Source organism: Streptomyces chryseus, assembly GCF_014650755.1.
In the GTDB taxonomy this organism is placed as follows: Bacteria; Actinomycetota; Actinomycetes; order Streptomycetales; family Streptomycetaceae; genus Streptomyces; species Streptomyces chryseus.
The window spans coordinates 83478-105564 of the sequence record NZ_BMVO01000013.1; the positions used below are offsets into that span (position 1 = coordinate 83478).

The following is a 22087-nucleotide window of genomic DNA, read 5'->3' on the forward strand; positions in this document are numbered from 1 at the left end:
CCTCAACTGACACGGACCGATTTCCCTTCCCACATCGGCCACCCCGCCCACGGGCGTGCGTCACCGGCTGCGAGTCGTAGTTGAAGAGTTGGCCGGACCCGGTCCAACGGGTCCGGCCAACCGTTCGCTACCTGCTACCTGCTACCTGCTACCTGCTACCTGCTACCAGCCGGTGGTCAGCACTTGCGGACGACGGATATACGGGTCGCGGTGCCCGCGCACGGGAGGGTCGTCATGACCATGCCGTCGTTGTCGTTGATGCTGACCGGTTCAGTCATCCCGTCGAGCTGCTCCTCCATGTCACCGAAGAGAGCTTCCAGGTTCGTGATGTCCGTCTGAATTGCCTGCATGGTCAGTTCCTTCCATCGAGGACTGTGCTCCGGCCAAAGGCGGCCATGGCACGAATGTCTCTGATCAGGGACACAGGTCGGATTCAAACAATCTGCCGTCGCGCAGACGCCCCTCCGCCGACGCACCGGAGCCTCAGAGGCGTCGTACACGCAGGTCAGCCGGCATGAGGTCGGTACGGGCTTCGACGGAGCGGCGCGGTCGACGGGGCGGGGCAAGGAGGGGTATGGCGCACGTAGGGCGAAACGCACGCCACACCGCCCGCTGCCACCGGGAATGGAGGGAACCGAGCGGCAATGATGAATCGGTGAGAGATGATCAGTGGTTGATCTACTGAAAGCACTTCTGACCTCGATCTATCCGTTCGCGCGTAAAACCGTGACCAGATTCCGCCGGTGGTTTGTGCAGGCCGGCGCCGCGGTCCCCTTTGTGGCTTGCTACGAGAGGCGTTACGGCCGAGGAAGGTCGTACGGCAGCAGTTCGGGGCGTTTGGCCGGTCGGCCGTCGCCCGAGGAGCGCCCCGTGACGCGCCGCCCGATCCACGGGACCAGGTGCTCGCGCGCGAACCGCAGGTCGCTCCCGCGCCGCGCCACCCAGCCCGGCAGCACGCCCGCTGCGAGCGGCGCCCGCCAGTCCTCCTCGGCCGCGTGCCCCAGCGCCTGCCACACCGCCTCGGCTACCCGCCGGTGCCCCTCCGCCGTCAGGTGCAGCCGGTCGACGTGCCACAGCCGGGGGTCGGCGAGCGCGGGAGCGCCGTACAGGTCGACCACCAGCGCGCCGTGCCGTGCCGCCAGCCCGTCGATGAACTCGAACAGCATCTCCATGCGCGGCCGGACGCGCTGCATCACCGGACCGTTGCGGCCGGGACTGCGCATCAGTACCAGCTGCTTGCAGGAGGGAGCCAGCTTTCCGGCCGCCTCTTCGAGGAGCCCGCACACCCTGCCCATGTCGACCTTCGGCCGGAGCGTGTCGTTCAGCCCGCCCACCAGCGTCACCACATCGGCTCGCATGGCGGCCGCGACATCCACCTGCTCGGCGACGATCTGCCCGATCAGCTTGCCGCGTACGGCGAGGTTCGCGTACTGGAAACGGGGCGTGTTCGCGGCGAGGCGTGCGGCGAGCAGATCCGCCCAGCCCCGGTACGTGCCGTCGGGCAGGGCGTCCGACATGCCCTCGGTGAACGAGTCGCCGACCGCGACGAGACTGGTGTATGTGGCATTCAGTTCCATGGCGGGGCGATCGTATCCCGGCCGGTGGCCGGACCAGAAGCTAGGACTGCCTCTGGTCCGGCCGCCCCACCAGCTCGCGCAGCACGTCCTCCATGGTGACGAGCCCGGCCGGACTGCCGTCGTCGCCCAGCACCGCCGCGAGGTGCGTGCGGCTGCGCCGCATCGCCGTCAGTACGTCGTCGAGCGGCGTGGCCGCCCGCACCCGGGCGATCGGCCGGAGCGCGGAGACCGGGAACGCCACGGTGCGCGGCGCGGCGTCCAGGGCGTCCTTGACGTGCAGGTAGCCCAGGATCCGCAGACCCTCCAGCACCGGGAAGCGGGAGAACCCCGATTCGGCCGACAGCCGTTCCAGGTCCTCCGGCGTCGTACCCATCTGCGCGAACACGACGCGCTCCACCGGCATGACCACGTCCTGGACCGGGCGTCGGCCCAGCTCCAGGGCGTCGTGCAGCCGCTCGGCCGCCCGGTCGTCGAGCAGACCGGCGTGACCCGCGTCGGTGACGAGCCGCGCCAGTTCGTCGTCCGTGAAGGTCGCGGACACCTCGCTCTTGGCCTCCACCCGCAGCAGCTTGAGCAGGCCGTTGGCGAACGCGTTGATCGCGAAGATCACCGGTCGCAGCGCCCGGGCCAGCGTCACCAGCGGCGGTCCGAGCAGTAGCGCGGTCCTGACCGGCTCGGCCAGCGCGAAGTTCTTCGGCACCATCTCGCCGAACAGCATGTGCAGATACGTGGCCGCGGCGAGCGCGATGACGAACGAGATCGGGTGCGTCAGCCCGTCCGGCACCCCGACCGCGTGGAACAGCGGCTCCAGCAGGTGCGCGATGGCCGGCTCGGCGACCACGCCGAGCACCAGGGTGCACAGCGTGATGCCCAACTGGGCCGCCGCGAGCAGCGCCGCGACGTGTTCGAGTCCCCACAGGACACTGCGCGCCCGCCGGTTCCCCTCGTCCGCCTCCGGTTCGATCTGGCTGCGGCGTACGGAGATCAGTGCGAACTCCGCGCCGACGAAGAAGGCGTTGACGACCAGCGTGAGCAGGCCGACGAGCAGCTGGATCGCGGTCATCGCCCGCCCTCCCCTTGCCTGGAAGCGTGGCCCGAGCCGCCGGAGGCGTTAGAAGCGTCGGACCCGTCCGAGCCACCGGACGCGTCAGGCGGCGGCGCGTGCAGCAGCACGCGTGCCGCGCGCCTCCCCGCCGCGTCCACGACGTCCAGCTGCCACCCGGCCAGTTCGATGCGGTCCCCGACGGCCGGAATCCGGCCCAGCTCGTGCGCGACCAGTCCGGCGAGCGTCTCGTACGGGCCCTCGTGCACCCGCAGCCCCAACCGCTCCAGCTGGTCCGTCCGGGCAGCGCCGTCCGCCGACCACAGCGCCCGGCCGTCGGCGTCCTCACCCGCGGGGGCGAGGTCCGGCGTCTCGTGCGGATCGTGCTCGTCGCGCACCTCGCCCACGACCTCCTCGACGATGTCCTCCAGCGTCACGACGCCCGCCGTGCCGCCGTACTCGTCGATGACGACGGCCATCGTCTGCTTGCCCGACAGCCGGTCGAGGAGCCGGTCCACCGTCAGCGACTCCGGCACGAGCAGGGGCTCGCGCAGCAGGGACGAGACGGGATACGACGGTCGGCGCTCCGCGGGCACGGTCAGTACGTCCTTGATGTGGGCGATGCCGACGACCGAGTCGAGGCTGCCCCGGTAGACGGGGAAGCGGGACAGGCCGGTGGCGCGCGTCGCGTTCGCGACGTCCTCCGCGGTGGCCTGGACGTCGACGGCGGTGACCTGCACGCGCGGAGTCATCACGTTCTGCGCGCTCAGCTCCGCCAGGTTGAGTGTCCGTACGAACAGCTCGGCCGTGTCGGCCTCCAGCGCGCCCTCCCGCGCGGAGTGGCGCGCCAGGGCGACCAGCTCCTGCGGGCTGCGGGCCGACGCGAGTTCCTCCGCCGGCTCCATGCCGAAGCGCCGTACGATCCGGTTCGCCGAGCCGTTGAGGTGGCTGATCAGCGGGCGGAAGGCGAGACTGAAGATCCGCTGCGGGGCGGCGACGACCTTCGCCACGCCCAGCGGCGAGGAGATGGCCCAGTTCTTGGGCACCAGCTCGCCCACGACCATCAGCACGACGGTCGACAGCGCCGTGCCGATGACCAGCGCCACCGACGACGAGGTCGCGGGGGACAGGCCGAGGTCCTGGAGCGGGCCGCGGATCAGTTTGCCGATCGACGGCTCGGCGAGCATGCCGACCAGGAGGTTGGTCACGGTGATGCCGAGCTGGGCTCCGGAGAGCTGGAACGTGAGGCTGCGTACGGCCTTGAGGGCGCTCGCCGCCCCCCGCTCGCCGCGCTCCACGGCGCGTTCGAGGTCTCCGCGCTCGACCGTGGTCAGCGAGAACTCCGCCGCGACAAAGGCTCCGCAGGCGAGCGAGAGCAGGACCGCCACGGCGAGCAGAAGCACTTCGGTCATCGGTTCACCACCGTCCCATGATCGGGCAGGGCGAAGTGGGGCGCGCGATGTCGGCTACGGGGAGGCTCGCCCATGGGCGGACGCTCACACCTTTCAGAGGAGGTGAATGATCCGCCCATGGTAAGGGGCGGGCGCCCCGCGGCCGAGGTCCGTCCACCGTCACTCCACGAGCGGCTTGACCCATCGCCGCCACTGCGGCTCGGGGGCGTACCCGGCCGCGCGCCAGGCGTGGTGCGCCCGCTCGTTCTCCTGCAGGACCATCGCGTCGCCGCGCCGCCCGCCCAGGGCGACGAACCGCTCCTCCGCCGCGGCGAGCAGCGCGGAGCCGATGCCGCGCCGCCGCCGCTTCGGGTGCACGGCCAGGCGGTACAGATGACAGCGCCAGCCGTCGAAGCCCGCGACGACCGTGCCGACGAGCCCGGGGCGCTCACCGCCGGCGGCGGAGAGCCCGGCCAGGAGCAGCGCGCCGGGGTCGCGGGCGACGAGCCGCTCCACGCCCGCGCGGTCGTCGCTGATGCTCGTGCCCTCGGCGGCGACCTTCCAGAAGGCCAGGACCGTGTCGAGGTCGTCGGGCGTCGCGGCCCGTATCCGAAGATCATTCATGTCCGGCATCCCACCACCGTCCGCGCCGGCGTGTCGACCGCGTTTCCGGTGCCTCCTCCTGGTCTCCTCCCGCTCTCCCCTTGCCGGTGCTAGCGCCGTCGCGCTAGCTTGGTGGTGTGGCAAAGACTCAGCTGAACGTACGCGTGGACGAGGCCACCGCCGAGGCCGCGCGGCAGCGCGCCCTCCAGCGGGGCATGAGTGTGAACCGCTACATCGAGGAGCTGGTCCTCCAGGACGCCGGGGAGGTGGGACGCACCTTCGTCGAGGCCGCGTCCGACTTCATGAAGCAGTACGAATCGGTGTTCGTGGAGGAGTTCGGCGCGGAGCGCGAAGGCAAGCGTTGAGTCTCCGGATCGACCTCGCCTGGCTCCTCATGATCGCCGAGCACAAGACCCCGGGCGACCCCCAGGTCGTCGACTGGGGCGCGCTCGTGGCCGCCGTCGCCCGGCACGAGGCCGAGATATTCGCCATCCCCGTCTACAGCGATCCGGCCGCCCGCGCGGCCGCCCTGCTCCAGCTGCTGCTGCACGTGCCGGCGCTGGAGCGCTCGAACGCGATGTTCGCCTCGGCCGTGGCCTACGGCTATCTCGTTGCCTGCGGGCTCAAGGTCGTGACCTCGCCCGAGCAGGTGCGGGACCTGGCGAGGCTCGTCAAGGAGGGCAAGGCGGACGTCCACGCGATCGCGGAGGAGCTGCGCCAGTGGAGCCTGAGCAGCTGAGCAGCTGAGCAGCTGACCGGGGACCAGGTGACCCGCCGCCCGGCCCGAGCCCGGGCGCGCGCCTCCGCCTGCTACGCGTCGGCCGCCGGCCCTTCCGGCGCCTCCCCCGGCCGGCGCGCCACGCCCAGCACACACGGCGACGACGGCAGCCTCGGACCGTTCTCCGGTACGGACAGCCGCCGGTACGCGCCGAGGTCGAACCCCGCCGCCGTGATGCCCGCGAGCGGGTCGCGCGCGGTGTGGCACCCGCCGAAGAGCACCGGCCAGACGGTCCGGTCCAGCACCCGCTGAGCCGTCACCATGGCCCGGCCCCCGCCCCGGCCGTGCTCGAAGAAGCGCAGCTCGCCCCCGGGTCGCAGGACACGCCTGATCTCCGAGAGCGCGCGCGGCACGTCCCGTACGCTGCACAGCACCAGCGACACCACCGCCGCGTCGAACGCCTCGCTCTTCACCGGCAGCGCCTCCGCGGCCCCCGGCACCACGTCCACCGGGACACCGGCGTCCAGCGCCGCTTTCACCGCCAGCCGGCGAAGGCTGCGTTCCGGTTCGATCGCCACGACCTCCGAGACGGCGGGCGGGTAGTGCGCGAAGTTCAGCCCGTTGCCCGCGCCGATCTCGATGACCCGGCCCGACAGCCCGGACAGCAGCTCGTCGCGGTGCGCGGCCACCCCGCCCCTCAGGTCGGCCGCCACGCTGCAGCGGGCGTAGAAGCGTGCGAAGAGCGGGTGGTGCACGGCGTCCCGGGGAACCTTGCTGCGGCGCTTGGGCATCGCGGACCCTCCTCCGGTGGCGTACGGACACCGCGATACTTACCCCGTCGGGCGGCTCACGCCGCTCACGAAGCAGAACTCGTTGCCTTCCGGGTCCAGCAGCACCTGGAACGACCCCTGCGTGTCGACGACGATCCCGCCGGTCCTGGTCGCGCCGAGGCCCTCCGCCCACACGGTCGCCGCGCCGATGTCGTCCGCGTGCAGGTCCAGATGCAGCCGGTTCTTGACACTCTTCCCCTCCGGTACGCGCTGGAAGGCGACCCGGGTCCAGTCCGGCGGGTCCACGTACGACCAGTCCGGGCTCCGGTCGACCGGGTCGCCGCCCAGCAGGGCGGCCCAGAAGCGGACCAGTACGGCAGGCTCCGCGCAGTCGAAGACGACTTCGTCGATACGTACTCGCATGACGACGACGATACGGGTGCCGCCGGCGATGCCGGTGTTACGGCTGCCAGGTGCCGCCGAGCGCGGGCGCGAGCCAACTCCCGGCGCGCTCCCGGAAGTCGGCGGGCGCCAGGGCTCCCGCGCCCTGCGGGACGGCTCCGAGCAACGGAGCTCCTTCGGCCGCGTCGGGCAGGTCGGTGAGGTTGCAGCGCTCGGCGAGACCGGGGGCGTCGGGCCAGCTGCCGATGACGACACCGAGCATGTCGATCCCGCGGGCGCGCAGGGCCTCGGCGGTCAGCGTCGTCGAGTTGAGCGTGCCGAGGCCGGCGGGGGTGACGACCAGGACCGGTGCGCCGAGCAGACGGGCGGCGTCGGCGAGGGTCCCGCCCTCGTCGTCGAAGCGGACGAGCAGGCCGCCGGCGCCTTCGACGAGTACGAGGTCGTACGTCGCGGCCAGCTTCGCCGCCGCCGTGGCCACGTCCTGCGGCCGTACGGGGGCCAGGCCGGCGCGCCGGGCGGCGGTGGCGGGCGCCAGGGGCTCGGGGAACCGGGCGAGTTCGAGCCCGGCGACCTCGTCGCCCGCCAGCCGCACGACCTCGTGCGCGTCACCCGGCTCTCCCTGGGCGAGCCCGGTCTGGGCGGGCTTGAGCACGGCGACGGTACGGCCCCGGGCCCGGGCGACGGCGGCGAGCGCCGCCGTGACGACGGTCTTGCCGATCTCGGTACCGGTGCCGCTGACGACGATGACGGCCATGCGCTGCTGTCCTCCTGGTAGTGGTTCATGTCCGGTCCGGGGCCTTCCCGGGCCCGGACCGGCCGGCGCCCCTCGGACACCGGTGGGGCCGGGACCGCCCGGGGGCGGCACCCGGCCCCACCGGTGTTCCGGGGCATGCCCGCGAGGGCCGCGAGGGAACGCCCCCTCACGCACCGGCCGACGCGGCCGCCGCTACCGCCCGGCAGATCCGGGCCAGGTCCGCGTCGTTCGTGACGTACGGCGGCATCGTGTAGATCAGGTCGCGGAACGGCCGCAGCCACACGCCCTCCCGGACCGTCGCCGCCGTCGCCGCCGCCATGGCGGCCTCGTCGAGGGGACGGTCCAGCTGTACGACGCCGATCGCCCCCAGCACCCGGACGTCCCGGACCCCCGGAAGCCGGGCCACCTCCGCAAGACCGTCGCTCAGCCCCGCTTCGATGCGCTTGACCTCGCCCTGCCAGTCCTGGCCGAGCAGCAGCTCGATCGAGGCACAGGCCACGGCCGAAGCCAGCGGATTGCCCATGAAGGTCGGGCCGTGGGCCAGGACCGGCAGCTCGCCGCGCGAGATGCCGTCGGCCACCTCCGCCGTGCACAGGGTCGCCGCCATCGACAGGTAACCGCCGGTCATCGCCTTGCCCAGGCACAGGACGTCCGGTGAGACCGACGCCTGCTCCGAGGCGAAGAGCGTCCCCGTACGGCCGAATCCCGTCGCGATCTCGTCGAAGATCAGCAGCACGCCGTTCTCGTCGCACGCCTCCCGCAGCACCCGCAGATACGCGGGCGAGTGGAAGCGCATCCCGCCGGCGCCCTGCACCACCGGCTCCACGATCACGGCGGCCACTTCGTGCGCGTGGCGGGCGATCATCGCGCGCAGGTGATCGGCGTACGCCGCGTCGTACTCCGCCGGCGGCGCGTCCGCGAAGACCTGGCGCGGCAGCGCGCCCTGCCACAGCTCGTGCATCCCGCCCTGCGGGTCGCACACCGCCATCGGCTGCCACGTGTCGCCGTGGTAGCCGCCGCGCCAGGTCAGCAGCCGCTGCTTGCCCGGACGGCCCACCGAGCGCCAGTACTGGAGGCACATCTTCACCGCGACCTCGACCGACACCGAACCGGAGTCGGACAGGAACACGTGCCGCAGCGGCTCGGGGGTGATCTCCACCAGCTTCGCGGCCAGCCGCACGGCGGGCTCGTGGGTGAGCCCGCCGAACATCACATGGCTCATCCTGTCGAGCTGGCCGCGTGCCGCCTCGTTCAGGACCGGGTGGTTGTAGCCGTGCACCGCCGACCACCAGGACGACATGCCGTCGATCAACTCGTCCTGGCCGTGGGCCGGCCGAGCCAGCCGCAGCCGAACACCGGACGCGGACTCCACCAGCAGTGGCTTCGCACGGCCCGGCATCGGACCGTACGGATGCCACACGTGCTCCCGGTCGAGCCGCAGCAAATCCCCGGGGGCCAACGGCTCAGGCATTGGGGGCGAGGTCCGTTCCCGCGCCTCGCCGCCGTACCGACACGAGGTCCGTACGGGCGGCCGGAATCTCCGGGGTCTCTCCCTCCGGCTCCGGGGCGGCCGGCTCACCGCACGCCGACGCGCAGCCGCCACCGGCGCGGTGCTCCGGAAGCGTCGTCGTCTCCGCCCCCTCCACCTCGAAACCGGCGTCCGCGATCATCTCCAGATCCGCCTGGCCGGCCTGGCCCTCACTGGTCAGGTAGTCGCCGAGGAAGATCGAGTTGACCAGGTGCAGAGCCAGCGGCTGCATGGTCCGCAGGTGCACCTCGCGCCCGCCCGCGAGCCGTACCTCCACGTCCGGGCAGACGAACCGCACCATCGCGAGGATCCGCAGCGCCCGCTGCGGCGTCAGGTTCCACTCCTTGGCGAGCGGCGTGCCCTCGAACGGGATCAGGAAGTTCACGGGCACCGAGTCGGGATCGAGTTCGCGCAGCGAGAAGACCACGTCCACGAGGTCGGCGTCCGTCTCGCCCATGCCCGCGATGAGACCCGAGCACGCCGACATGCCCGCCGCCTGCGCCTGCTGGACCGTCTCCACACGGTCGGCGTAGGTGTGCGTCGTGGTGATGCCGCCGTACGTCGCCTCGGAGGTGTTCAGGTTGTGGTTGTACGCGTCGGCGCCCGCCGCCCGCAGCCGCTCGGCCTGTCCGTCCGAGAGCAGCCCGAGGCAGGCACAGACCTCGACGTCTTCGTTCTGGTCCTTGATCGCCTCGATCGTCTTCGAGACGCGGTCGACGTCCTTGTCCGTCGGCCCGCGCCCGCTCGCGACCAGGCACACCCGCTTCGCCCCGCCCGCGACCCCGGCGGCCGCCGCCTTGGACGCCTCGTCGGGCTTCAGCCAGGTGTACTTCAGGATCTCGGCCTTCGAGCCGAGCCGCTGCGAGCAGTACGAACAGTCCTCGGGGCACAGCCCCGACTTGAGGTTGACCAGATAGTTGAGTTTCACCCGCCGCCCGAACCACTGGCGGCGGACCTTTCCGGCCGCGGCCACCACATCGAGCAGCTCGTCGTCGGAGGTCGCCAGCACGGCGAGCGCTTCTTCGCGGGTCGGCAGCTCGCGCCGCAGCCCCTTCTCCACCAGCGTGTTCAGCAGGTCCATGATGCCGATCCTGGCCTACGGCACCGCCTGCGGCCAAGGAGGAACCGCACAAGAGCGGCCTCACGAGGTGTGGGTATTGCCACACCCTGACCTCGCCCGTGCCCGGCTAGTGTCTGTGGGCTGCCTACAAAAGGGACTCTGCCATGCCCCAGGGATCGTTCGACCCGTTCGACTGGATCGACGAGCAGGCGGCGGTGCGCGCGAAGGCCGGGCTCGTCAGGACCCTGCGCCCGCGCCCCGCCGAGTCCGCCCGGCTCGACCTCGCGAGCAACGACTACCTCGGCCTCACGCACCGCCCGGAGGTCACCGCCGCAGCCGCGGAGGCCGCCCGCCGCTGGGGCGCCGGTGCGACCGGGTCGCGACTCGTCACGGGCAGCACTCGCCTGCACGCCGACCTTGAGCGGGAATTGGCCGATTTCTGCGGTTTCGAGGCGGCGCTGGTCCTCTCCTCCGGTTACGCCGCCAACCTCGCCGCGCTCACCGCCCTCAGCGGCCACGGCTCGGTGATCGTCTCCGACGCCCTCAACCACGCCTCGATCGTCGACGGCTGCCGGCTCTCGCGCGCCACCACCGCCGTGGTCCCGCACGCGGACCCCGACGCCGTGCGCAAGGCCCTCGACGCGCACGACGGGCGCGCCCTCGCGGTCACCGACTCGGTGTTCTCGGTGGACGGCGACGCGGCGCCCCTGCCCGAACTCGCCGCCGCCTGCCGTGCCTACGGGGCGGCGCTCCTGGTCGACGACGCCCACGGCCTCGGCGTTCTCGGCGAGGGAGGCAGAGGGGCGCTGAACGCGGCGGGCCTCGCGGGAGCGGACGGCGTCGTCGCCACGCTCACCCTGTCGAAGTCGCTGGGCAGTCAGGGCGGAGCGGTGCTCGGCCCCGCCCGGGTCATCGACCACCTGGTCAACACGGCCCGTACGTTCATCTTCGACACCGGTCTGGCGCCGGCCGCCGCGGGCGCCGCGCTGGCGAGCGCCCGGCTGCTGCGCCGCGAGCCGGAACTGGCGGCGCGGGCCCGTACGGTCGCCGCCTCGCTGCACCGGGGGCTGACGGACGCGGGGCTGACGGCCGTACGCCCGGACGCCGCCGTGGTGTCGGTCCTTTCGCCCTCGCCGGGGGAGGCGGTGCGCTGGGCCGCCGACTGCCGGGAGGCCGGCCTCGTCGTGGGCTGCTTCCGCCCGCCCTCGGTGCCGGACGGCGTCTCGCGGCTCCGGCTCACCGCCCGCGCGGACCTGACGGACGCGCAGGTCGGGGAAGCGGTGGCCACGATCGTACGCACCGCTCCCACCGCCGCCTTCTGACGGCCCGCCGGGTCACGGCAGGCGCTGTCCCCCGCCGAGCGCCTCGTCGCGTACGGCGGACAGGAAGGACGTCCACGTGTCCGCCGCGAAGAGCAGGGCTGGCCGCGCGACGTGCTTGGAGTCGCGCACGGCCAGCAGGCCGTCGTCGAGACGGGCCGCCTCCACGCAGTTGTTCATACCGGTGCTGCGACTGCTGCGCCGCCACCGGGCGCCGCGCAGGAGGGTGCTGGACGGGACGGGCGCGAGGGGTCCGGACATGGTGCCTCCCTACCGGGCATCACCGATACGGGCGATGAGAGCGGATGATTCCTCGGGTGAAAGGGCCTGTGCCTGCAGTGCGTTGAACGCGGTGTCGTACGCCGTGAGGTCTTCTTTCCGTTCGAGGTAGAGGCTACTCGTCAAGTGGTCGATAACGACCACATTCAGATCAGCCATGTTCGGAAAGGAGAAGATAATGAAAGATCCCGTGAGCCCGATGTGGGCTCCGGACGCGAACGGCAGGACCTGGAGACGGACATGAGGCAGTTCTCCCACCTCCAGTAACTGCTGCAACTGCTGTTTCATGACTCCCTGGCCGCCCACCGGCCGGCGCAGCACCGCCTCGTCCAGCACCGCGCTCAGCTCCAGCGGTCTCGCGGCCCCCAGCACCTCCTGGCGGGCGATCCGCACCTCGACCAGCGCGTCCACCTTCGCCGCCGGCAGCCCCGCCAGCGCCGCGCGCGTCACCGCCCGCGCGTAGTCCGCGGTCTGCAGCAGCCCCGGCACCACCGTGGTCTCCAGCGTGCGGGCCGCACTCGCCTGCGACTCCAGACTGATCAGGTCGCGGTACTGGGGCGGCAGCAGCCCCCGGTACGCGTGCCACCAGTGCTTGCCGCCCTCGCCGGCCGCCGGGCCGGTCAGCGCGTCGACCAGTTCCCGCAGCCTCGGGTCCGTCACTCCGTACACGTCCAGCAGCCGGGTCACGTCGGACGGCTTCACCGTGCTGCGCCCCGTCTCGATCCTGCTCACCTTCGACTGGTGCCACCCGACCAGGCGGGCCGCCTGGGGGCTGGTGAGCCCCGCCCTGTCGCGCAGTCTCCGCAGCTCGTCGCCGAGCTTGCGCCGACGCACCGCGGGACTGTGCCGCATGTCCGTCTCCTTCCCGTTCGTTCCAACGGGCCAGGATGCGCCGTTCGGAGCCCGGACAGGGCCTCGCGCGGCAGAGTTCACCGCTTCGAGCTACAGATATATGCACATCTCGGGGGATCACGCCCGGGCGCGGCACCATGAGTGGCACTCTGGCGCGGAGCACAGTCCGAGGCCGTCCTCGAAGTTCATCCGCTACGAGTCGGAGTCCGGCCCCGGTGGGAAAGGGACAGCGTCGCCATGGCAGACCACCAGGAAGCCTCCGTCACTCTGCCGAGCGAGCCAGCCTCGGTCTCCGCCGCGAGGAGATACGTCGCGGAGATTCTCGGCGAGTGGGGCATGACCCCGGGATCCGACACCGCCGAAACCGTACGGTTGATCGTTTCGGAGCTGGCCACCAACGCCGTGCAGCACACCTTCGGCCAGTCGCCGACCTTCACCGTCGACGTACGGCTCGACCGGTACGAGCACCTGCGCATCGGCGTCACCGACAGTCACCCCCGCTGGCCCAGGCGGCTTCCCGCGGCCGTCCAGCAGGACAACGGACGCGGCATAGTGATCATCCGATGTCTCACCGCCGAATGCGGGGGCAAGGTCTCGGTCCAGCCCACCCGGGAGGGCGGCAAGACCGTGTGGATCGAGCTGCCGTGGACCGTTCCCGTGCAGCAGCCCGTCGGCCCGTAGCGCCGGCCGGGCCGGAGGCGCCGGCCGCGGGACCGGCCGGCGCTCCAGCATCCGGTGCGGCGAGCCGCGCCACCTCGGCATCCCGCATGCCGTGCGGCGGATGTCGAGGCGGACGCGGGTCTTGAGGTCCAGCAGTCAGGCACCGCGCCGAACAGGAGGCCCGGCAGGCCCGGTTGCCCCGGGCGGTCCTTCCTGCGTCCGGCCTCCGCCAGGAATCGGTCAGCGCACCCGGCCGTACCAGACGCTCTTGGACCAGATCTTCTCCAGCTTGACCACCGAGCCGGACTTGGGGGAGTGCCAGATCTTGCCCTTGCCCGCGTAGATGCCCACGTGGTAGACGCTCCGCCCGGAGTGGAAGAAGACCAGGTCCCCGCGCTTGCGGCTGGAGGCGGAGATGTGGCGGGTCTTGTTGTACTGGGACTGGGCGGTGCGCGGCAGGCTCTTGCCGGCCTTCTTGTACGAATAGAGCGTCAGCCCCGAGCAGTCGAACCGGCTCGGACCCGCCGACCCGTACTTGTACGGGGCGCCCTTCTTCGACGCGGCGACATCGAGCGCCTTCGTCAGGTGCGACGCGGCGTGTGCCTCGGGGACGGCCCCCGGCGCCAGCATCGTGCCGCCGATGGCGGCGAGGGTGAGAGCCGAAGCGGCTCCGGCCCGGGACAGCACGGACGGAACATTCTTGTACGCGGTCATGCGCAACCCTTCGTCAGCCGCCTGTGAAGGATGACCTGTCGGGTTCGGACAGGCGAAGATGCCCGGCCACGTGATGCGGCTTCACCCCGAGGGACGACCGTCTCCGGCCACCCCGTACTGCTTGGGTCCTCCACTCCTGCCGATGCACTCCTGTCGACCAGTCATCCGGGACAGCGGCAGGACTCGGCGTCCGCCCGGACCGCCCCGCCGCGGTGGCGGGGGCTTGTCGTCCCAGGGATCTTGACTCATGAACCGCCGAATTTCCGAGCCGAAACGACGTTTTGTGAGGCTCCTCACCGATGACCCGTTCGGGTGGACAGGTGTCTTCGCGGCGCGCGGCACGGGTGCCCGACGACCCTCGTACCAGCGGCGGAACGCCTCATTCCGCCCGAGGGGCAGGCGGGTTGCGCAAGTTGGGTCGTACCGCTGATCAGGTATTTCCTGCCCCGTTTGGCTGAGCCTTTCTCGTACGCCAATGGGGTAGGAGCTCGGGCGTGCCTCAACTCGCGGACACCGGCGGGAGGGTGACACGGCCCGCCCGCCGCTCTCCGTCGAGCACGCGCAGGGCCCGCGTGAGCGTGGCGGCGTGCACCCGGCTCTCGCCGCGCTCGTGCATCAGGGCGAGGGCGTCCCGCAGCCCGGCGGCCTTCCCGGCGAGTGCCTGGGCGGCCCGCAGGGCGCCGTAGGTGTCCGCGCCGTGCGCCGGATTGATACGGCCCATCAGATCGACGATCTCCAGGTAGCGGTCGACGAACTCGCACTCGGCGCGCGTCAGCGCGGGCAGCGGCGGCAGTTCGGGCGGCAGCATGCGACGACTCACCTCGGGGCGGAGGAGGCGAGTGAGGCCTTGCGGCTCGGCACGACGTGGTCCACCAGGCCGTACGCCGCCGCCGCTTCGGCGGTGAACACCTTGTCCCGCTCGATGTCGTCGTCGACGCGCTCGACGCTCTGACCGGTGTGCCGGGCCAGGAGTTGGCTGAGCAGCTCCCGCATGCGGGCCATCTCCCGCGCCTCGATCTCCAGGTCCGAGGGCTGGCCGTGCACCGGCTCCTCGATGGAGGGCTGACTGAGCAGCACCCGGGCGCCCGGCAGCGCCAGGCGCTTGCCGGGGGTGCCGGCCGCGAGCAGCAGGGCCGCGGAGGACGCGGCCTGGCCCAGGCAGATCGTCTCGACGTCGCAGGTGACGAACTGGATCGTGTCGTAGATCGCGGACATGGCGGTGTGCGAGCCGCCGGGGGAGTTGATGTAGAGCGAGATGTCCCGGTCGGGGGCGGCGTGTTCGAGATGCATGAACTGGGCCATCACGTCGTTCGCGGCGGTGTCGTCCACGACCGTCCCCAGGAAGACGATCCGCTCGTCGAGCAGCTTCGAGTACGGGTCGACCGTGCGGCTCCCCGTGCTGGTCCGCTCGGTGAACTCGGGCAGGACGTAGCGGCCGGTGGGGCTGCTGGGGCGGTTCGGGTGCCAGTTCATGGCCGTGCCTCCGGAGTCTCTGTAAAAAATGTACAGGACGTACAGCTCGTACTATGGGGAGCATGGCCTACGAGATTCCGGTGACGCAAGCCCGGGCAGAACTGGCGGAGCTGATCAACCGCGTCGTCTACGGCGGCGAACGCGTGGTCGTGACCCGGCACGGGAAGCCGTTGGTGGCGCTGGTTTCCGCGGCTGACCTGCAACGACTCGAGGGTGAGCAGGAAGCCGTCGAGGAGCAGGTGATCAGTTCGGTCTCCAGGATCGGCTCGGCCGCGTCCGCTCCCGGCGAACGGCGCCGCTTCGGCATCGCCGCCGAGCACCGGGGCGAGGCGCCCGAGAGCTGACGCCCACGCGAGGACGCCCGGCGCGCCGTATACCAAATCGCCCGTCTCCCGTTCTGGGGGCGGGCCGCGCGCGTTGATGACCATGGACGCGCAAAGGCCCAGTTAACGCGTTGGAAAAACTTCCGCTCTAACGTGCAATGCCTGGCCGCACGGTCAGAAAACGCAGGTCAACAGAGTGTTGAAGTCGGATATGGTCCCGCTGCGCCCAAGGCGGATGCTGCGGTTCCGTTACCGTCCTCGCCCTCAGGGACGCGTTGGATCCGCCTGCCCCCGTCCGGGCGGCCTGGCGGCTGGACTGGAGGTAGCACGCGTGCAACTGACCCCGCACGAGCAGGAACGACTGCTCATCCATGTGGCGGCGGACGTGGCGGAGAAGCGCCGCGCGCGCGGCGTGAGGCTCAATCACCCCGAGTCGATCGCCCTCATCACCTCGCACATCCTCGAAGGCGCCCGCGACGGGCGGAGCGTCGCCGAACTCATGTCCTCCGGCCGCAAGGTGCTCACCCGTGACGAGGTCATGGAGGGCATCCCCGAGATGATCCACGACGTGCAGGTCGAGGCGACCTTCCCGGACGGCACCAAGCTCGTCACCGTCCACGAACCGATCGCCTGACGGGAGACACGGCCGATGATCCCGGGTGAAATCCTGTACGGCGACGCCCCCGTCGCGCTCAACGACGGCCTGCCCGTCACCCGCCTCACCGTCCTGAACGCGGCCGACCGGCCCGTCCAGGTCGGCTCCCACTACCACTTCGCCGAGGCCAACCCGGGCCTCGACTTCGACCGTGCCGCCGCCCGCGGCCTGCGGCTGAACATCGCCGCGGGCACCGCCGTGCGCTTCGAGCCCGGCATTCCCGTCGACGTCGAACTCGTCCCCGTCGCCGGCCGGCGTGTCGTCGCCGGTCTGCGCGGGGAGACCGGAGGTGCCCTCGATGCCTGAGCTCTCGCGCCCTGTGTACGCCGACCTGTTCGGCCCCACCACCGGCGACCGCATCCGCCTCGCCGACACCGACCTGCTCATCGAGATCGAGGAGGACCGTTGCGGCGGACCCGGACGCGCCGGTGACGAGGCGGTGTTCGGCGGTGGGAAGGTCATCCGCGAGTCCATGGGCCAGGCCCGCACCACCCGGGCCGAGGGGGCACCCGACACCGTCATCACCGGCGCTGTGATCCTCGACCACTGGGGCATCGTCAAGGCCGACGTCGGACTGCGGGACGGGCGCGTCACCGGCATCGGCAAGGCCGGCAACCCCGACACCATGGACGGCGTACACCCCGACCTGGTCATCGGCCCCGAGACCGAGATCATCGCCGGCAACGGGAAGATCCTCACCGCCGGAACCATCGACGCGCACGTCCACTTCATCTCGCCGACCGTCGTCGAGCAGGCGCTCTCCTCCGGGATCACCACGCTCGTCGGCGGTGGCACCGGTCCCGCCGAGGGCACCAAGGCGACCACCGTCACGCCCGGCGGATGGCACCTCGCCCGGATGTTCGAGGCGCTGGAGCACTACCCGGTCAACATCGGTCTGCTGGGCAAGGGCAACACCATGTCCCGCGACGCGCTGCACGCCCAACTGCGCGGCGGCGCACTGGGATTCAAGATCCACGAGGACTGGGGGGCGACCCCCGCCGTCATCGACGCCTGTCTCGGCGTGTGCGAGGAGACCGGCGCGCAGCTCGCCATCCACACCGACACACTCAACGAGGCCGGGTTCGTCGGCGACACCCTCGCCGCGATCGCCGGGCGCACCATCCACGCGTACCACACCGAGGGGGCGGGCGGCGGGCACGCGCCGGACATCATCACGGTCGTCTCCGAGCCGTACGTCCTGCCCAGCTCCACCAACCCGACCCGGCCGCACACCGTCAACACCATCGAGGAACACCTCGACATGCTGATGGTCTGCCATCACCTCAACCCGGCCGTACCGGAGGACCTCGCCTTCGCCGAGTCCCGGATCCGGCCCTCCACCATCGCGGCCGAGGACATCCTGCACGACCTCGGCGCCATCTCGATCATCTCCTCCGACTCGCAGGCGATGGGCCGCGTCGGCGAGGTCGCGCTGCGCACCTGGCAGACCGCACACGTCATGAAGAAGCGCCGGGGCGCCCTGCCGGGCGACGGACGCGCCGACAACCACCGCGCCCGTCGCTATGTCGCCAAGTACACGATCAACCCGGCCGTCGCGCAGGGCCTCGACCACGAGATCGGTTCGGTCGAGAGCGGGAAACTCGCCGACCTCGTGCTGTGGGACCCGGCCTTCTTCGGGGTCAAACCACAGCTCGTCATCAAGGGCGGGCAGATCGCGTACGCGCAGATGGGCGACGCCAACGCCTCCATCCCCACCCCGCAGCCGGTGCTGCCCCGCCCGATGTTCGGCGCGCTCGGCAGGGCTCCCGCCGCCAACTCGTTCAACTTCGTCGCCCCGGCGGCGGTCGAGGACGGACTGCCCGAACGCCTCGGCCTCGGCAAACGGTTCGTCCCCATCACGAACACGCGGCGGGTCACCAAGGCCGACATGCGCGAGAACGACGCCCTGCCGCGCGTCGAGGTCGACCCGGACACCTTCACGGTGACGATCGACGGTGACCCGGTCGAGCCCGCGCCCGCCCCGGAACTGCCCATGGCCCAGCGGTACTTCCTCTTCTGACCATGGACACCACCTCCACGCACGGCGCGTCCCCGGGAGCGGCGCGGGCCGCCCTCCTCGTCCTCGCCGACGGCCGGTTCCCGGCCGGGGGTCACGCCCACTCCGGCGGCGCCGAGGCCGCCGTCAAGGCGGGACGCATCCGTGAGGCCACCGACCTGGCGGCCTTCTGCCGGGGCCGTCTGCACACGAGCGGGCTCACCTCGGCGGCGCTGGCAGCCGCCGCGGCCGCCGGCGCGGACCCGCTCGCCCTCGACGAGGCCGCCGACGCCCGCACACCGTCACCCGCTCTGCGGGCGACGGCGCGCAAGCTCGGCCGCCAGCTGATGCGCGCCGCCCGCGCCGCCTGGCCGTGCGACGCGCTCGACGCGCTCGCCGCCGCGCGTCCGCGCGGCGCGCACCAGCCCGTCGTGCTCGGCGTCACCGCCCGCGCCGCGGGCCTCGGGCCCGAGGACGCCGCACACTGCGTCGCGTACGAGAGCGTCGGCGGTCCCGCCACCGCCGTCGTGCGCCTCCTGGGACTCGACCCCTTCGAGGCCACCGCCGTCCTCGCCCGCCTCGCCCCCGAACTCGACCAGGTCGCGCGGCGCGCGGCCGAGGCCGGCCGCCGGGCCCTGACCGAAGGCCCCGGCACGCTGCCGGCGGCCTCCGCGCCGCTGCTCGACATCACGGCGCAGGCGCACGCGGCATGGCCCGTACGCCTCTTCGCCTCGTAACACCGCATAGGAGCCGCACACCATGCACCTCGACCACAGCCACGACACCACCACGGCGGTCAGCGCCGACGCCGCCCGCCCCGACGGCACCAGGCGCGCCCTGCGCATCGGGCTCGGCGGACCGGTCGGCTCGGGCAAGACCGCGACCGTCGCGGCTCTGTGCCGCGCGCTGCGCGACACGTTCTCCATCGCCGTCGTCACCAACGACATCTACACGCGCGAGGACGCGGAGTTCCTCCTGCGCAACGCCGTTCTGCCGCCCGAGCGCATCCAGGCCGTCGAGACGGGCGCCTGTCCGCACACCGCCATCCGGGACGACATCTCCGCCAACCTCGAAGCGGTCGAGGACCTGGAGGACGCGGTGGGACCGCTCGACCTGATCCTCGTTGAGTCGGGCGGCGACAACCTGACCGCCACCTTCTCCAAAGGCCTCGTCGACGCGCAGGTCTTCGTCATCGACGTGGCCGGCGGCGACGACATCCCGCGCAAGGGCGGCCCGGGCGTCACGACGGCCGACCTGCTGGTCGTGAACAAGACCGACCTCGCGCCGTACGTCGGCTCCGACCTCGGCCGCATGGCGCGCGACGCCCAGGACCAGCGTGGTGAACTGCCGGTCGCCTTCACGTCGCTGACCTCGGGCGAGGGCGTGAAGCCGGTGGCCGACTGGGTCCGCGCCCGACTCGCCGCCTGGTCCGCGTGACCGCCCTCGCGCCGGCGGGCGTCGAGGCGACGGCCAGGATCACCGCCGTGCCCGACGGCCTCGGCGGCACCCGGCTGCCCGTGCTGGAGAGCGACGGCCCGCTCGCTCTGCGCCGTACACGCGGCGCGGGCGCGTACGCCCGTGTCACCGTCGTCGGGGCGATGAGCGCGCCGCTGGGCGGGGACCGGCTGGCCATCGAGGCCGGTGTGCGGGACGGTGCGGCGCTCACCGTGGACTCGGCGGCGGCCACGGTCGCCCTGCCCGGCCGGGGCGGCCGGCCGGCCCGCTACGACGTACGGCTGACGGCCGGAGCCGGCGCGTGCCTGCGCTGGTTGCCCGAGCCGCTCATCTCGGCGCGCGGCAGCGACCTGCGCATGACCACCCGCGTGGAGCTCGCCGCCTGCGCCCGTCTGGTCCTGCGCGAGGAGCAGGTCCTCGGCCGGTACGGCGAGGAGACCGGCACGCTGACCACCCGCCTCACCGTCCACCGGGCCGGCCGCCCGCTGCTCGACCAGGAGCTGGCGTACGGTCCGGGGGCGCCCGGCGGCTGGGACGGGGCGGCGGTGCTGGGCGGGAACAGGGCGGCCGGGCAACTCCTGGTCGTGCGTCCGGAGTTCGAGCACAGTCCGCCCGAAACGGCCCTTCTGGGTGACAACGGGGTGCTCACCCCGCTCGCCGGGCCCGCCGTGCTGGTCACGGCGGTGGCGGCCGACGCGCTGGGGCTGCGCCGCGTACTGGACCGGGCACTTCGGACATTTGGGTGACCGCCAAGTGCACCGCTCAGCGGGACACGGGTCTCCGGTTATGGGATTGGTAAAGAAACGCCAGTACAGCCTGTTGCCCGGGCCCGTTCAGACGACAGGATGCGCCCGTACCCGTACGGACTCATGACCACTTTCGTCACGTACGCCACAACACTCACAGGGGGAGGCACCACTTGCGACGTTCAGCAGCGCTCGGCTCCGCCGGCACTCTCATAGCGGGCACCTTGATGGCCGGCGCGATATCCGCGCCGGCCGCCGGCGCCGAGGGCCGCAGCACCAGCGTCACCAGCACGTCCGAGGCGCGCGGCGTCCAGATCGCCGCCCAGCGGGCCGCGAAGGCGGGCATCGGCTGGCGCGACTGCCCGGCCGACTGGGGCCTCGACAAGCCCATCCAGTGCGGCTGGGTCACCGTCCCGGTCGACTACGCCAAGCCCAACGGCCGGAAGATCGAGATCGCCGTCGACCGCGTCGGCAACACCGGCTCCGAGGCGGACCGCCAGGGCGCGCTCCTCTACAACCCCGGCGGCCCCGGCGGCTCGGGCATGCGCTTCCCCACCCGCGTCACCAAGAAGAACCCGATCTACACGAAGCTGGCCAAGGCGTACGACTTCGTGGGCTTCGACCCCCGCGGTGTCGGCCACTCCTCGCCCATCTCGTGCGTCGACCCGCAGGAGTTCGTCAAGGCGCCGAAGCTCGACCCGGTGCCCGACAGCGAGGCCGACAAGCGCGCCCAGCGCAAGCTCGCCGCCGAGTACGCGGACGGCTGCCAGGAGCGCAGCGGCTGGCTGCTGCCGCACATGACCACCCCGAACACCGCTCGCGACCTGGACGTCGTCCGCGCCGCGCTCGGTGAGCGGAAGCTGAACTTCCTCGGCGTCTCCTACGGCACCTACCTCGGCGCGGTCTACGGAACGCTGTTCCCGGGCCACGTCCGCCGCATGGTCGTCGACAGTGTGGTCAACCCGTCGAAGGAGAAGATCTGGTACCAGGCCAACCTGGACCAGGACGTCGCCTTCCAGACGCGCTGGGACGACTGGAAGCAGTGGGTGGCCAAGAACGACGCCACCTACCACCTCGGGGACACCCCCGAGAAGATCGAGCAGCAGTGGGTGAAGCTGCGCGCCACCGCCAAGAAGAGCCCCCTCGGCGGCGTCGTCGGCCCCGCCGAACTCGTCGGCTTCTTCCAGAGCGCGCCGTACTACGACTCCGCCTGGGCGCACACCGCCGAGATCTGGAGCAAGTACGTCGCGGGCGACACGCAGGCGCTCGTCGACGAGATCGCGCCCGACCTGACGGACACGGCCGGCAACGCGTCCTCGGAGAACGGCAACGCCGTCTACACGGCCGTCGAGTGCGCCGACGCCAAGTGGCCCACCAGCTGGAAGACGTGGGACCGGGACAACACCAGGCTGCACAAGGACCACCCGTTCATGACGTGGGCCAACGCCTGGATGAACCTGCCCTGCGCCACCTGGTCGTCGAAGCAGCAGACCCCGCTGAACGTCAAGTCCGGCAAGGGACTGCCGCCGGTCCTGATCGTGCAGGCCGAGCGTGACGCCGCCACTCCGTACGAGGGCGCAGTCGAGCTGCACAAGCGGTTCAAGGGCTCGCGCCTGATCACCGAGAAGGACGCCGGCTCGCACGGCGTCACCGGGATCGCGAACCCCTGCGTGAACGACCGGGTCGACACCTACCTGCTGACCGGGAAGACGGACAGCCGCGACGTGACGTGCGCCCCGCACGCCACGCCGAAGCCGTAGCGGCCTGAAA

General features: G+C 71.8%; 27 protein-coding genes. 12 read left to right on the forward strand and 15 right to left on the reverse strand.

Annotated features, from left to right (window positions below):
• Window positions 1-176: 176 nt before the first annotated feature.
• The 5 genes from IE185_RS20220 to IE185_RS20240 all read right to left on the reverse strand — a co-directional run bounded on the left by IE185_RS20220 (window position 177) and on the right by IE185_RS20240 (window position 4757).
• On the reverse strand, window positions 177-350 hold the full coding sequence (locus tag IE185_RS20220) for a hypothetical protein (RefSeq protein WP_170198261.1): 174 nt from the start codon (window positions 348-350) through the stop codon (window positions 177-179).
• 447 nt (window positions 351-797) lie between these two features.
• A complete protein-coding gene (locus IE185_RS20225; RefSeq protein ID WP_138894361.1) occupies window positions 798-1577 on the reverse strand; it encodes an SGNH/GDSL hydrolase family protein in 780 nt (259 codons plus the stop codon).
• A 40-nt stretch (window positions 1578-1617) separates the two neighbouring features.
• Window positions 1618-2640 carry a hemolysin family protein gene (locus IE185_RS20230; protein WP_138894360.1) on the reverse strand — a complete coding sequence of 341 codons (1023 nt, stop codon included), beginning with the start codon at window positions 2638-2640 and terminating at the stop codon, window positions 1618-1620.
• On the reverse strand, window positions 2637-4031 hold the full coding sequence (locus IE185_RS20235) for a hemolysin family protein (RefSeq protein WP_138894359.1): 1395 nt from the start codon (window positions 4029-4031) through the stop codon (window positions 2637-2639). The genes IE185_RS20230 and IE185_RS20235 overlap by 4 nt, the downstream gene beginning before the upstream one ends.
• A 159-nt stretch (window positions 4032-4190) precedes the next feature.
• Window positions 4191-4757, reverse strand: coding sequence for a GNAT family N-acetyltransferase (locus IE185_RS20240; RefSeq protein ID WP_138894358.1), 567 nt, complete (start codon window positions 4755-4757; stop codon window positions 4191-4193).
• Between IE185_RS20240 and IE185_RS20245 the strand changes: the two genes are divergently transcribed.
• Together IE185_RS20245 and IE185_RS20250 are read left to right on the forward strand one after the other, a co-directional pair.
• Window positions 4751-4978, forward strand: coding sequence for an antitoxin (locus IE185_RS20245; RefSeq protein WP_138894357.1), 228 nt, complete (start codon window positions 4751-4753; stop codon window positions 4976-4978). The genes IE185_RS20240 and IE185_RS20245 overlap by 7 nt on opposite strands.
• Entirely contained in the window at window positions 4975-5352 is a 378-nt protein-coding gene (locus tag IE185_RS20250; RefSeq protein ID WP_138894356.1) for a fic family toxin-antitoxin system, toxin component, read from the forward strand. Before IE185_RS20245 ends, IE185_RS20250 begins: the two co-directional genes overlap by 4 nt.
• Before the next feature lie 71 nt (window positions 5353-5423).
• Here the strand turns inward: IE185_RS20250 and IE185_RS20255 are convergent, their stop codons facing one another.
• The 5 genes from IE185_RS20255 to bioB form a co-directional block, all read right to left on the reverse strand.
• Entirely contained in the window at window positions 5424-6122 is a 699-nt protein-coding gene (locus tag IE185_RS20255; RefSeq protein WP_138894355.1) for a class I SAM-dependent methyltransferase, read from the reverse strand.
• Between the two features lie 39 nt (window positions 6123-6161).
• On the reverse strand, window positions 6162-6524 hold the full coding sequence (locus IE185_RS20260; protein ID WP_138894354.1) for a VOC family protein: 363 nt from the start codon (window positions 6522-6524) through the stop codon (window positions 6162-6164).
• Between the two features lie 37 nt (window positions 6525-6561).
• Window positions 6562-7257: a dethiobiotin synthase gene (gene bioD, locus IE185_RS20265; protein ID WP_138894353.1), complete on the reverse strand. Its 696-nt coding sequence runs from the start codon at window positions 7255-7257 to the stop codon at window positions 6562-6564.
• Between the two features lie 166 nt (window positions 7258-7423).
• The gene (locus IE185_RS20270) at window positions 7424-8728 is read right to left on the reverse strand and encodes an adenosylmethionine--8-amino-7-oxononanoate transaminase (protein ID WP_138894352.1); all 1305 of its coding nucleotides are present in this window, start codon (window positions 8726-8728) and stop codon (window positions 7424-7426) included.
• Window positions 8721-9866 carry a biotin synthase BioB gene (gene bioB / locus IE185_RS20275; protein ID WP_138894351.1) on the reverse strand — a complete coding sequence of 382 codons (1146 nt, stop codon included), beginning with the start codon at window positions 9864-9866 and terminating at the stop codon, window positions 8721-8723. The genes IE185_RS20270 and bioB overlap by 8 nt, the downstream gene beginning before the upstream one ends.
• A gap of 143 nt (window positions 9867-10009) precedes the next feature.
• On the opposite strand from bioB, the gene IE185_RS20280 reads away from it, so the two are divergent.
• A complete protein-coding gene (locus IE185_RS20280) occupies window positions 10010-11167 on the forward strand; it encodes an 8-amino-7-oxononanoate synthase (protein ID WP_138894350.1) in 1158 nt (385 codons plus the stop codon).
• A 12-nt stretch (window positions 11168-11179) separates the two neighbouring features.
• Here the strand turns inward: IE185_RS20280 and IE185_RS20285 are convergent, their stop codons facing one another.
• Window positions 11180-11425 carry a DUF397 domain-containing protein gene (locus IE185_RS20285; protein WP_138894349.1) on the reverse strand — a complete coding sequence of 82 codons (246 nt, stop codon included), beginning with the start codon at window positions 11423-11425 and terminating at the stop codon, window positions 11180-11182.
• 9 nt (window positions 11426-11434) lie between these two features.
• Window positions 11435-12295 (reverse strand): helix-turn-helix domain-containing protein, encoded by an 861-nt coding sequence (locus tag IE185_RS20290; RefSeq protein ID WP_138894348.1) that lies wholly within the window; start codon window positions 12293-12295, stop codon window positions 11435-11437.
• A gap of 237 nt (window positions 12296-12532) precedes the next feature.
• Here IE185_RS20290 and IE185_RS20295 point away from each other — a divergent pair, with 237 nt between their 5' ends.
• Window positions 12533-12976, forward strand: coding sequence for an ATP-binding protein (locus tag IE185_RS20295; RefSeq protein ID WP_138894347.1), 444 nt, complete (start codon window positions 12533-12535; stop codon window positions 12974-12976).
• A gap of 219 nt (window positions 12977-13195) precedes the next feature.
• Here IE185_RS20295 and IE185_RS20300 read toward each other — a convergent pair whose 3' ends face one another.
• From IE185_RS20300 to IE185_RS20310, 3 genes are all read right to left on the reverse strand, one after another.
• Window positions 13196-13669: a C40 family peptidase gene (locus IE185_RS20300; RefSeq protein WP_138894346.1), complete on the reverse strand. Its 474-nt coding sequence runs from the start codon at window positions 13667-13669 to the stop codon at window positions 13196-13198.
• A gap of 499 nt (window positions 13670-14168) precedes the next feature.
• Window positions 14169-14477, reverse strand: a complete 309-nt coding sequence (locus IE185_RS20305; protein ID WP_138894345.1) for a hypothetical protein — start codon at window positions 14475-14477, stop codon at window positions 14169-14171.
• Window positions 14478-14485: 8 nt separating this feature from the next.
• Entirely contained in the window at window positions 14486-15142 is a 657-nt protein-coding gene (locus IE185_RS20310) for an ATP-dependent Clp protease proteolytic subunit (RefSeq protein ID WP_138894344.1), read from the reverse strand.
• Window positions 15143-15204: 62 nt separating this feature from the next.
• On the opposite strand from IE185_RS20310, the gene IE185_RS20315 reads away from it, so the two are divergent.
• The 8 genes from IE185_RS20315 to IE185_RS20350 all read left to right on the forward strand — a co-directional run bounded on the left by IE185_RS20315 (window position 15205) and on the right by IE185_RS20350 (window position 22077).
• A complete protein-coding gene (locus IE185_RS20315) occupies window positions 15205-15486 on the forward strand; it encodes a type II toxin-antitoxin system Phd/YefM family antitoxin (RefSeq protein ID WP_138894343.1) in 282 nt (93 codons plus the stop codon).
• A 310-nt stretch (window positions 15487-15796) separates the two neighbouring features.
• On the forward strand, window positions 15797-16099 hold the full coding sequence (locus IE185_RS20320; RefSeq protein WP_138894342.1) for an urease subunit gamma: 303 nt from the start codon (window positions 15797-15799) through the stop codon (window positions 16097-16099).
• Between the two features lie 15 nt (window positions 16100-16114).
• Entirely contained in the window at window positions 16115-16426 is a 312-nt protein-coding gene (locus tag IE185_RS20325; RefSeq protein ID WP_138894341.1) for an urease subunit beta, read from the forward strand.
• On the forward strand, window positions 16419-18140 hold the full coding sequence (locus IE185_RS20330) for an urease subunit alpha (RefSeq protein WP_138894340.1): 1722 nt from the start codon (window positions 16419-16421) through the stop codon (window positions 18138-18140). Before IE185_RS20325 ends, IE185_RS20330 begins: the two co-directional genes overlap by 8 nt.
• A 2-nt stretch (window positions 18141-18142) precedes the next feature.
• Complete coding sequence (locus IE185_RS20335; RefSeq protein ID WP_138894339.1) at window positions 18143-18853, forward strand: urease accessory protein UreF; 711 nt, start codon at window positions 18143-18145, stop codon at window positions 18851-18853.
• A gap of 22 nt (window positions 18854-18875) precedes the next feature.
• The gene (gene ureG / locus IE185_RS20340) at window positions 18876-19553 is read left to right on the forward strand and encodes an urease accessory protein UreG (protein ID WP_138894338.1); all 678 of its coding nucleotides are present in this window, start codon (window positions 18876-18878) and stop codon (window positions 19551-19553) included.
• A complete protein-coding gene (locus IE185_RS20345; RefSeq protein WP_138894337.1) occupies window positions 19550-20317 on the forward strand; it encodes an urease accessory protein UreD in 768 nt (255 codons plus the stop codon). Before ureG ends, IE185_RS20345 begins: the two co-directional genes overlap by 4 nt.
• Before the next feature lie 173 nt (window positions 20318-20490).
• Window positions 20491-22077: an alpha/beta hydrolase gene (locus IE185_RS20350; RefSeq protein ID WP_138894336.1), complete on the forward strand. Its 1587-nt coding sequence runs from the start codon at window positions 20491-20493 to the stop codon at window positions 22075-22077.
• The last annotated feature ends 10 nt before the right edge of the window (window positions 22078-22087 follow it).

Excerpts from the sequence above, each read along its gene's own strand:
- IE185_RS20225 (WP_138894361.1), bottom strand. The coding sequence starts at position 1,577 with ATGGAACTGAATGCCACATACACCAGTCTCGTCGCGGTCGGCGACTCG.
- IE185_RS20280 (WP_138894350.1), top strand. The coding sequence starts at position 10,010 with ATGCCCCAGGGATCGTTCGACCCGTTCGACTGGATCGACGAGCAGGCG.
- IE185_RS20260 (WP_138894354.1), bottom strand. The coding sequence starts at position 6,524 with ATGCGAGTACGTATCGACGAAGTCGTCTTCGACTGCGCGGAGCCTGCC.
- IE185_RS20220 (WP_170198261.1), bottom strand. The coding sequence starts at position 350 with ATGCAGGCAATTCAGACGGACATCACGAACCTGGAAGCTCTCTTCGGT.
- IE185_RS20305 (WP_138894345.1), bottom strand. The coding sequence starts at position 14,477 with ATGCTGCCGCCCGAACTGCCGCCGCTGCCCGCGCTGACGCGCGCCGAG.
- ureG (WP_138894338.1), top strand. The coding sequence starts at position 18,876 with ATGCACCTCGACCACAGCCACGACACCACCACGGCGGTCAGCGCCGAC.
- IE185_RS20255 (WP_138894355.1), bottom strand. The coding sequence starts at position 6,122 with ATGCCCAAGCGCCGCAGCAAGGTTCCCCGGGACGCCGTGCACCACCCG.
- IE185_RS20285 (WP_138894349.1), bottom strand. The coding sequence starts at position 11,425 with ATGTCCGGACCCCTCGCGCCCGTCCCGTCCAGCACCCTCCTGCGCGGC.
- IE185_RS20335 (WP_138894339.1), top strand. The coding sequence starts at position 18,143 with ATGGACACCACCTCCACGCACGGCGCGTCCCCGGGAGCGGCGCGGGCC.
- bioB (WP_138894351.1), bottom strand. The coding sequence starts at position 9,866 with ATGGACCTGCTGAACACGCTGGTGGAGAAGGGGCTGCGGCGCGAGCTG.
- bioD (WP_138894353.1), bottom strand. The coding sequence starts at position 7,257 with ATGGCCGTCATCGTCGTCAGCGGCACCGGTACCGAGATCGGCAAGACC.
- IE185_RS20330 (WP_138894340.1), top strand. The coding sequence starts at position 16,419 with ATGCCTGAGCTCTCGCGCCCTGTGTACGCCGACCTGTTCGGCCCCACC.
- IE185_RS20315 (WP_138894343.1), top strand. The coding sequence starts at position 15,205 with ATGGCCTACGAGATTCCGGTGACGCAAGCCCGGGCAGAACTGGCGGAG.
- IE185_RS20290 (WP_138894348.1), bottom strand. The coding sequence starts at position 12,295 with ATGCGGCACAGTCCCGCGGTGCGTCGGCGCAAGCTCGGCGACGAGCTG.
- IE185_RS20300 (WP_138894346.1), bottom strand. The coding sequence starts at position 13,669 with ATGACCGCGTACAAGAATGTTCCGTCCGTGCTGTCCCGGGCCGGAGCC.
- IE185_RS20230 (WP_138894360.1), bottom strand. The coding sequence starts at position 2,640 with ATGACCGCGATCCAGCTGCTCGTCGGCCTGCTCACGCTGGTCGTCAAC.
- IE185_RS20270 (WP_138894352.1), bottom strand. The coding sequence starts at position 8,728 with ATGCCTGAGCCGTTGGCCCCCGGGGATTTGCTGCGGCTCGACCGGGAG.
- IE185_RS20325 (WP_138894341.1), top strand. The coding sequence starts at position 16,115 with ATGATCCCGGGTGAAATCCTGTACGGCGACGCCCCCGTCGCGCTCAAC.
- IE185_RS20235 (WP_138894359.1), bottom strand. The coding sequence starts at position 4,031 with ATGACCGAAGTGCTTCTGCTCGCCGTGGCGGTCCTGCTCTCGCTCGCC.
- IE185_RS20295 (WP_138894347.1), top strand. The coding sequence starts at position 12,533 with ATGGCAGACCACCAGGAAGCCTCCGTCACTCTGCCGAGCGAGCCAGCC.
- IE185_RS20310 (WP_138894344.1), bottom strand. The coding sequence starts at position 15,142 with ATGAACTGGCACCCGAACCGCCCCAGCAGCCCCACCGGCCGCTACGTC.